This window comes from Mycobacterium sp. E2238 (assembly GCF_001672665.1).
GTDB lineage: Bacteria > Actinomycetota > Actinomycetes > Mycobacteriales > Mycobacteriaceae > Mycobacterium.
On the sequence record NZ_LZKF01000184.1, the window covers coordinates 1 to 8,403 of the forward strand.

At 66.6% G+C, this 8,403-nt stretch carries 9 protein-coding genes; 3 read left to right on the top strand and 6 right to left on the bottom strand.

The features are described 5' to 3' along the window. Nucleotides 1–95: 95 nt before the first annotated feature. Nucleotides 96–1,931, bottom strand: coding sequence for an acyl-CoA dehydrogenase (locus A5711_RS16580; protein WP_067948337.1), 1,836 nt, complete (start codon nt 1,929–1,931; stop codon nt 96–98). A 202-nt stretch (nt 1,932–2,133) separates the two neighbouring features. Between A5711_RS16580 and A5711_RS16585 the strand changes: the two genes are divergently transcribed. Then, on the top strand, nt 2,134–3,159 hold the full coding sequence (locus A5711_RS16585) for an isopenicillin N synthase family oxygenase (RefSeq protein ID WP_067948339.1): 1,026 nt from the start codon (nt 2,134–2,136) through the stop codon (nt 3,157–3,159). A 6-nt stretch (nt 3,160–3,165) separates the two neighbouring features. Next, a complete protein-coding gene (locus tag A5711_RS16590) occupies nt 3,166–3,654 on the top strand; it encodes a flavin reductase family protein (protein WP_067948341.1) in 489 nt (162 codons plus the stop codon). 6 nt (nt 3,655–3,660) lie between these two features. On the opposite strand, the gene A5711_RS27295 is transcribed toward A5711_RS16590, so the two are convergent. From A5711_RS27295 to A5711_RS16610, 5 genes are all read right to left on the bottom strand, one after another. Next, nucleotides 3,661–3,816, bottom strand: a complete 156-nt coding sequence (locus A5711_RS27295) for a hypothetical protein (RefSeq protein ID WP_197520814.1) — start codon at nt 3,814–3,816, stop codon at nt 3,661–3,663. 72 nt (nt 3,817–3,888) lie between these two features. Beyond that, a complete protein-coding gene (locus tag A5711_RS16595) occupies nt 3,889–4,635 on the bottom strand; it encodes a succinate dehydrogenase/fumarate reductase iron-sulfur subunit (protein WP_067948343.1) in 747 nt (248 codons plus the stop codon). After that, nucleotides 4,635–6,551: a fumarate reductase/succinate dehydrogenase flavoprotein subunit gene (locus tag A5711_RS16600; RefSeq protein ID WP_067948345.1), complete on the bottom strand. Its 1,917-nt coding sequence runs from the start codon at nt 6,549–6,551 to the stop codon at nt 4,635–4,637. Before A5711_RS16600 ends, A5711_RS16595 begins: the two co-directional genes overlap by 1 nt. A 40-nt stretch (nt 6,552–6,591) precedes the next feature. Then, nucleotides 6,592–7,419 (bottom strand): hypothetical protein, encoded by an 828-nt coding sequence (locus A5711_RS16605; RefSeq protein ID WP_067948348.1) that lies wholly within the window; start codon nt 7,417–7,419, stop codon nt 6,592–6,594. Between the two features lie 78 nt (nt 7,420–7,497). Continuing rightward, a complete protein-coding gene (locus A5711_RS16610; RefSeq protein WP_067948350.1) occupies nt 7,498–7,794 on the bottom strand; it encodes a hypothetical protein in 297 nt (98 codons plus the stop codon). A 114-nt stretch (nt 7,795–7,908) separates the two neighbouring features. Between A5711_RS16610 and A5711_RS16615 the strand changes: the two genes are divergently transcribed. Continuing rightward, nucleotides 7,909–8,403: isocitrate lyase/phosphoenolpyruvate mutase family protein (locus tag A5711_RS16615; protein WP_197520813.1), on the top strand; the 495-nt coding region annotated here is incomplete at its 3' end.

Here is an 8,403-nt window from a genome sequence, read left to right on the forward strand (position 1 = left end):
GGATCCCCTCACTCCAGCGGCGGCCTTTTTGTGCGACGCGTGCCGTGAAACAAAAACCCCGCTCCCATCTGGGAACGGGGTTTTTGCTTTGCCTGTCAGAAGGCGGCTTCGTCGAGCTCCATGATGTCGTTGTCCAGCGTCTCGATCACCTCGCGGGTGCTGGCCAACAGCGGCAGGAAGTTCTTCGCGAAGAACGAGGCCACCGCGACCTTGCCCTCGTAGAACGACCGCTCGTCGCCACTGGCGCCGGCGTCCAGCGCCTGTACGGCCACCGCGGCCTGCTGCTGCAGCAACCAGCCGATGACCAGGTCGCCGACGCTCATCAGGAAGCGCACCGATCCGAGGCCGACCTTGTAGAGGCTGGTCACGTCCTCCTGCGCGGCCATCAGGTAGCCGGTGAGCGTGGCCGCCATCGCCTGGACGTCGGCCAGGGCCTTGGCCAGCAGCTCGCGCTCGGTCTTCAGCCGGCCGTTGCCGGACTCGCTGTCGACGAACTTCTGGATCTCGCCCGACACGTGGGCCAGCGCCACACCCTTGTCGCGGATGATCTTCCGGAAGAAGAAGTCCTGCGCCTGGATGGCCGTGGTGCCCTCGTAGAGGGAGTCGATCTTGGCGTCCCGGATGTACTGCTCGATCGGGTAGTCCTGCAGGAAGCCGGACCCACCGAAGGTCTGCAGGCTCTCGGTGAGCTTGGCGTAGGCCTGCTCGGATCCGACGCCCTTGACCACCGGCAACATCAGGTCGTTGACCTTGACGGCCAGCTCAGCGTCCACCCCGTGCACAGCCTCGGCAACCGCCGCGTCCTGGTAGGTCGCGGTGTAGAGGTACAGCGCACGCAGACCCTCGGCGTAGGCCTTCTGGGTCATCAGCGACCGGCGCACGTCGGGGTGGTGCGTGATGGTCACCCGCGGAGCGGTCTTGTCGGTCATCTGCGTCATGTCGGCGCCCTGCACGCGGGACTTGGCGTACTCCAGCGCGTTCAGGTAGCCGGTCGACAGGGTCGCGATGGCCTTGGTGCCGACCATCATGCGGGCCTGCTCGATGACCTCGAACATCTGCGCGATGCCGTTGTGCACCTCGCCGACCAGCCAGCCCTTGGCGGGGACGTCGTGCTGCCCGAAGGACAGCTCACAAGTGGCCGAAACCTTCAGGCCCATCTTGTGCTCGACGTTGGTCACGAAGACGCCGTTGCGCTCGCCCAGCTCGCCCGTCTCGAAGTCGAACAGGAACTTGGGCACGAAGAACAGCGACAGGCCCTTGGTGCCCGGACCCGCGCCCTCGGGGCGTGCCAGCACCAGGTGGAAGATGTTCTCGAACAGGTCGCCGGAGTCGGCCGAGGTGATGAATCGCTTCACACCCTCGATGTGCCAGGAGCCGTCGTCCTGCTTGATCGCCTTGGTCCGCCCGGCGCCGACGTCCGAACCGGCGTCCGGCTCGGTGAGCACCATGGTGGAGCCCCAGCCGCGCTCGGCGCAGATCACGGCCCACTTCTTCTGCTCCTCGGTGCCGAGGTGGTAGAGGATGTTGGCGAAGCCGGCGCCGCCGCCGTACATCCAGACGGCGGGGTTGGCTCCCAGCAGGTGCTCGTGCAGCGCCCACACCAGGGCGCGAGGCATCGGCATGCCGCCGAGGACCTCGTCGATGCCGACCTTGTCCCAACCGGCCTCGGTGACCGCGCGGACCGACTTCTTGAACGACTCCGGCAGCGTCACCGAGTGGGTCTTCGGGTCGAAGACCGGCGGATTGCGGTCACCCTCGACGAACGACTCGGCGATGGGCCCCTCGGCCAGCCGGCTGATCTCTGACAACATTTCGCGCGCGGTGTCGACGTCCAGATCGCTGTAGTCGCCGGCGCCCAAAGCCTTCTCAACGCCCAGAACCTCGAACAGGTTGAACACCTGGTCACGGACGTTGCTCTTGTAGTGGCTCACTACGGTTTCCTCCTCGTTGAGAATGCCACTTGTGGTTGGGTACTACTTCTAAGTTACCCACCAGTAACACCGCTAAAATATCGCTCCGAGTCAGTTCAACGCAAGTCAATGTGAGCTAGATTTCATCGTCTAATTAACCAACCGGTTGGGGAGCCGCCGCGGCGCCTCTGACCTGCGCCGATAATTGAACGGATCTCAAACTATGGGATGCATCACCACCCTGCCCGTAGTGGATCTGCGCACGTCGGCGACCCAATTGCGGCGCGGGTTGCGCGAGGCCGCGCACGAGGTGGGCTTCTTCTATCTGACCGGCCACGGCGTGCCGGACGAGCTCGCCCACAAGCTGCTGGAGGCGGCCCGCCGGTTGTTCGCGCTGCCCCAGGCCGACAAAGACGCGGTCGCCATGGTCCACAGCCCGCATTTCCGCGGCTACACCCGGATGGGCGGCGAGCTGACCCGCGGCCAGGTGGACTGGCGGGAGCAGATCGACATCGGGCCGGAACGCGCGCCGATCGGGGCGCCCGGCAAGCCCGACTACCTGTGGCTGCAGGGGCCCAACCAGTGGCCGGCCGCGCTGCCCGAACTGCCGGGAATCGTCGACGAATGGGATAAGGCGCTGTCCGCGGTAGCCCGCACCCTGCTCCGGCACTGGGCGGCATCGCTGGGCAGCGCACCGGATGTCTTCGATGCGGCCTTCGCCGAGACGCCGGCCACCCTGATCAAGATCGTGCGCTATCCGCGCAGCGCGGCCACCCCGCAGGGCGTCGGCCCGCACAAGGACTCGGGCGTGCTCACCCTGCTGCTGGCCGAGCCGGGCAGCCGGGGCCTGCAGGTGCGCCGGCCCGGTGTTGAGGAATGGATCGACGTGCCGCCCGCCGAGGGCGCTTTCGTGGTCAACATCGGCGAGCTGCTGGAGGTGGCGACGGGCGGTTACCTGCGCGCCACCGAGCACCGGGTGAACCTGGAGGCGCAGCCCGCGGACCGGATCTCGGTGCCGTACTTCTTCAATCCGCGGCTGGACGCGCGGATCCCGGTGTTGACGCTGCCCCCCGGGCTGCGGGCGCGCGCCGGCCGGGTGGCCGACCCATCGGATCCGATCTTCTCCGTCTACGGCCGCAACGCCTGGAAGAGCAGGCTGCGCGCGCACCCCGATGTGGCTTCGGCGCACGGATATTCGGCAGGTAGGGTCGGGAACGAGAATCCCGTTCTCGGCTCAAGGGGCGAATGAATTCCGGTGAACTCGAACAAGAACCTGACACCGTCCACACTTCGTGAGGCCTTCGGTCACTTTCCCTCGGGGGTGGTCGCCATCGCCGCCGAAGTCCAGGGAACCCGGGAGGGCCTGGCGGCGAGCACCTTTGTCCCGGTCTCCCTGGATCCGCCGCTGGTGTCGTTCTGCGTGCAGAACACGTCGACGACGTGGCCCAAGCTCAAAGACCTCCCGATGCTGGGCATCAGCGTCCTCGGCGAGGCCCACGACGAGGCCGCCCGCACCCTGGCCGCCAAGACCGGCGACCGGTTCGCCGGACTGGAGACGGAGTCCAGGGAGAGCGGCGCGGTGTTCATCAAGGGCACCGCACTGTGGCTGGAGAGCGCGATCGAACAGCTCATTCCCGCCGGGGACCACACGATCGTGGTGCTGCGGGTCAACGAGGTGACGGTGGACGCCGACGTCGCACCGATCGTGTTTCACCGCAGCGTGTTCCGGCGCCTCGGCGTCTGAGCCCGGCTACGGGCGCTGGCTGAGTTCCGCCCGAAAGCCCGCTATCCGCTGCTCGATCTCGGCGGCGTCGTCGGGGCGGCCTTCCTTGCGTGCCAGATCGGCGCGGACGGACAACTCCCGGATGGCGGTTCGGATTTCGTTGACACTGGTGGTTTCTCGCATGTCTCCCACGCTGCCTTTCGGAGTTTGGGTTCTATGCGGGTACCCGGCGGGCCGGGCGGGCTAACGACAGACTCAGCGCCGGAACAACTTGTTGCCCAGCCACACCACCGGGTCGTACTTGCGGTCGGCGACCCGCTCTTTCATCGGGATCAGCGCGTTGTCGGTGATCTTGATGTTTTCCGGGCAGACCTCGGTGCAGCACTTGGTGATGTTGCAGTAGCCCAGCCCGTGCTGCTCCTGGGCCTGGTTGCGCCGGTCCAGCGTGTCCAGCGGGTGCATCTCGAGCTCGGCGATCCGCATCAGGAAGCGCGGGCCGGCGAACGCCTTCTTGTTCTCCTCGTGGTCGCGGACCACGTGGCAGACGTTCTGGCACAGGAAGCACTCGATGCACTTGCGGAACTCCTGCGAGCGCTGCACGTCCTCCTGCGCCATCCGGTACTCGCCCGGCTGCAGATCCTTCGGCGGTGCGAAGGCGGGGATCTCGCGCGCCTTCTCGTAGTTGAAGGACACGTCGGTGACCAGGTCCCGGATCACCGGGAAGGTCCGCAGCGGCGTCACGGTCACCACCTCGTCCTCGGCGAAGGTGGACATCCGGGTCATGCACAACAACCGCGGCACCCCGTTGATCTCCGCCGAGCAGGAGCCGCACTTGCCCGCCTTGCAGTTCCAGCGCACGGCGAGGTCGGGTGTCTGGGTCTGTTGCAGGCGATGGATGATGTCGAGCACCACCTCGCCCTCGTTGACCTCAACCGTGAAGTCCTGCAGCGCGCCGCTGGCATCGTCACCGCGCCACACACGCATGGTCGCGTTGTAGGTCATTAGCCTCTCCGTCCTGGATGCTCGGCCAGCTCGTCGTCCGTGTAGTACTTCTCCAGCTCGGAGATCTCGAAGAGCTCCAGCAGATCCGACCGCATCGGCACCTGGTCTTTGCGCGTGACGCTGATGTCGGGGATGACCTCGTCGCCACCGGCGGCCTCGCAGACCAGCAGCACCTTGCGCCACCCCGAGTCCATCGCCGGGTGGTCGTCGCGGGTGTGGCCACCGCGGCTTTCGGTGCGCTCCAGCGCGGCCTTGGCGACGCACTCGCTGACCAGCAGCATGTTGCGCAGGTCGATGGCCAGGTTCCAGCCAGGGTTGTACTGGCGGCCGCCCTCCACGTGCATGTTCTTGAACCGCTCGCGAAGCTTGTCGAGCCGCGCGAGGGCCTCGGAGACCTCGTCGGCCTTGCGGATGATGCCCACCAGGTCGTTCATCGACTGCTGCAGCTCGAGCTGCAGCGTGTAGGGGTTCTCCGCCGGGGCGCCATCGGTCGGTCCCTCGAAGGGGGACAGCGCCCGCTTCGCCGCGGTCTCGACGGCCTCCGCCGAGATCGTCGGACGGCTGCTCAGCGCCCGCACGTAGTCGGCCGCGCCCAGGCCGGCCCGCCGGCCGAAGACCAGCAGGTCCGACAGCGAGTTGCCGCCGAGCCGGTTGGAGCCGTGCATGCCGCCCGAGCACTCGCCCGCGGCGAACAGGCCCGGAACCGTGGCGGCACCGGTGTCGGCGTCCACCTCGACACCGCCCATCACGTAGTGGCAGGTGGGCCCGACTTCCATTGGCTCCTTGGTGATGTCGACGCCGGCCAGCTCCTTGAACTGGTGGTACATCGACGGCAGGCGCCGCATGATCTCCTCGGGCGTCAACCGGGACGCGATGTCGAGGAACACGCCGCCGTGTGGGCTGCCCCGGCCGGCTTTGACCTCGGAGTTGATCGCGCGCGCGACCTCATCGCGAGGCAGCAGGTCGGGGGTGCGACGGGCCGAGTCGTTGTCCTTGAGCCACTGGTCGGCCTCTTGTTCGGTCTCGGCGTACTGGCCTTTGAACACCGGCGGGATGTAGTCGAACATGAACCGCTTGCCCTCGGAGTTCTTCAGCACACCGCCGTCACCGCGGACACCCTCGGTGACCAGGATCCCCTTCACGCTGGGCGGCCACACCATCCCGGTCGGGTGGAACTGGACGAACTCCATGTTGATCAGCGACGCGCCCGCCCGCAGGGCCAGCGCGTGCCCGTCGCCGGTGTACTCCCAGGAGTTCGAGGTGACCTTGAACGACTTACCGATGCCGCCGGTGGCGAGCACCACCGCGGGCGCCTCGAACAGGACGAACTGACCGGTCTCGCGCCAGTAGCCGAACGCCCCGGCGATCGCGTCACCGTCCTTGAGCAGCTCGGTGATGGTGCATTCGGCGAACACCTTGATGCGCGCCTCGTAGTCGCCGAGCTCGGCGTAATCCTCCTGCTGCAGCGAAACGATCTTCTGCTGCATGGTGCGGATCAGCTCCAGGCCGGTGCGGTCACCGACGTGCGCCAGGCGCGGGTAGGTGTGCCCGCCGAAGTTGCGCTGGCTGATCTTGCCGTCCTTGAGGCGGTCGAACAGCGCGCCATAGGTTTCCAGCTCCCAGACGCGGTCCGGTGCCTCCTTGGCGTGCAGTTCGGCCATCCGCCAGTTGTTGAGGAACTTCCCACCGCGCATCGTGTCGCCGAAGTGGGTCTTCCAGTTGTCTTTCGGGTTGGTGTTGCCCATCGACGCCGCGCAGCCGCCCTCGGCCATGACCGTGTGGGCCTTGCCGAACAGGGACTTACACACCACCGCGACCTTGAGGCCGCGTTCCCGCGCCTCGATGACCGCTCGCAGTCCCGCGCCGCCGGCGCCGATGACGACTACGTCGTAGGCATGCCGCTCGACCTCAACCATGAAAACCCTCGCTATTTCAGATTCTTGGTGAAAAGGCTTGTCAGCCAACAAATCTCAGGTCAGGGATGGCACCGCCGGCCACCAGCGCGATGTAGAAGTCGGTCAGCATCAGGGTGCCCAGCGTGATCCAGGCGTACATCTTGTGCCGGGTGTTGATGTGGCTGACCTGGGTCCAGATCCAGTACCGCACAGGGTGCTTGGAGAAGTGCTTGAGCCGCCCGCCGGTCACGTGCCGGCACGAATGGCAGGACAGGGTGTAGATCCACAACATGACGACGTTGCCGACCATGATCAGGTTGCCCAGCCCGAAGCCGAAGCCGCCCGGACCGGCGTCGGAGTGGAACGCGATGATCGCGTCGTAGGTGTTGATCACCGAGATGATGCCGGCGATGTAGAAGAAGTACCGGTGGCTGTTCTGGATGATCAGCGGGAACCTGGTCTCGCCGGTGTAGTGCACGCGCGGTTCGGCCACCGCGCAGGCGCTGGGCGACTGCCACACCGTGCGGTAGTAGGCGCCGCGGTAGTAGTAACAGGTCAACCGGAATAGCAGCAGGAACGGCAACGTCAGCGCCGCGTACGGCAGCCACCAGACGTCGGGCAAGATCTGCGGCCAGAAGTCGCCGGCCGCCCCGCAGGCCTTGCTGACGCACGGGGAGTAGAACGGCGTCAGGTAGTGATACTTGCCGACGAAGAAGTAATCGCGTTGGAATGCGCGCACGGTCGCGTAGATGACGAAAGCGGCGAAGCCCAAGTCGATCCGCAACGGCGACATCCACCACCGGTCGGTACGTAGGGTCCGTTGTGGGATGCGGGCGCGCGTGGGTGAAAAGACACCTGACGCAGGACGGTTCGCCGTGGGTGCGCTCATCTAGTGTTCCTCTTCGAACGGGCTGTTGGTCGAAGGGTACACAGAGAGCACCCCCTCATTTCCGGGGGGCTTGGGTTGTCAGGACCTGCTGTGACCCCCGACACCCTCGTCGTCGACATCGCGCCAGAATTCGCTGTCGTACTGGGTGTCGGGAATGACGATCTTCTCGCTCGACTGCTGCACGGTGGCGCGCGCCAGGTCCAACTCGGACACGTCGGTGTCAAGGAGTTCGACGTCGGACAGGATCCGGTCGGCGTCGATGACGATGCGCCGCATGGCAGGGCTGTCACCGTAGCGGCTCTTCAGGGAGCCCACGCACCGCCGCAGGCCGCCGATGAGCTCGTGCAGTTCGGCGAGTTCAGTAGTGGTGCCCAACGGATCTCCTTGCGCGCGCGGTGTTACGGATCACAGTACGCTCCCGATACTATCCACGGCACAGCCTGACGTCAGGCGACTCACTTCCTTACCGAACACGGAGCAAACACGCCCATGCCAGGTCAGACCGCCGCCGACCGTGCTACCGCGCTGCTCGACCTGCACCGCCCGGGTGACCCGGTGGTGCTGCCGACCGTGTGGGACGCCTGGTCGGCCCGGCTCGCCACCGGCGCAGGGTTCGCCGCGCTCACCGTAGGCAGCCATCCGCTGGCGGATTCGGTCGGCAAACCCGACGGGGAGGGCATGTCGTTCGACGACGTGCTGGCCCGCGTCGCCCAGATCACGGCCGCGGTCGACGTCCCGGTCTCGGTGGACGTCGAATCCGGTTACGGGCTGGGGGCCGAGCGCCTGATCGACGGCCTGCTGGGCGCCGGGGCCGTCGGGCTGAACATCGAAGACACCGTGCACTCCGAGGGCAAGCGGCTGAGGTCCGCCGGTGAGCACGCCGAGTTGGTGGGTGCGCTGCGGTCGGCCGCCGATGCGGCCGGGGTACACGTCGTGATCAACGCCCGCACCGATCTCTTCCTGCGCAAGGACGGCGACGACGCG

Bases quoted from the DNA above. Each gene is read 5' to 3' on its own strand.
- A5711_RS16585 (WP_067948339.1), top strand. From the start codon at position 2,134: ATGGGATGCATCACCACCCTGCCCGTAGTGGATCTGCGCACGTCGGCG.
- A5711_RS27295 (WP_197520814.1), bottom strand. From the start codon at position 3,816: ATGCGAGAAACCACCAGTGTCAACGAAATCCGAACCGCCATCCGGGAG.
- A5711_RS16595 (WP_067948343.1), bottom strand. From the start codon at position 4,635: ATGACCTACAACGCGACCATGCGTGTGTGGCGCGGTGACGATGCCAGC.
- A5711_RS16600 (WP_067948345.1), bottom strand. From the start codon at position 6,551: ATGGTTGAGGTCGAGCGGCATGCCTACGACGTAGTCGTCATCGGCGCC.
- A5711_RS16605 (WP_067948348.1), bottom strand. From the start codon at position 7,419: ATGAGCGCACCCACGGCGAACCGTCCTGCGTCAGGTGTCTTTTCACCC.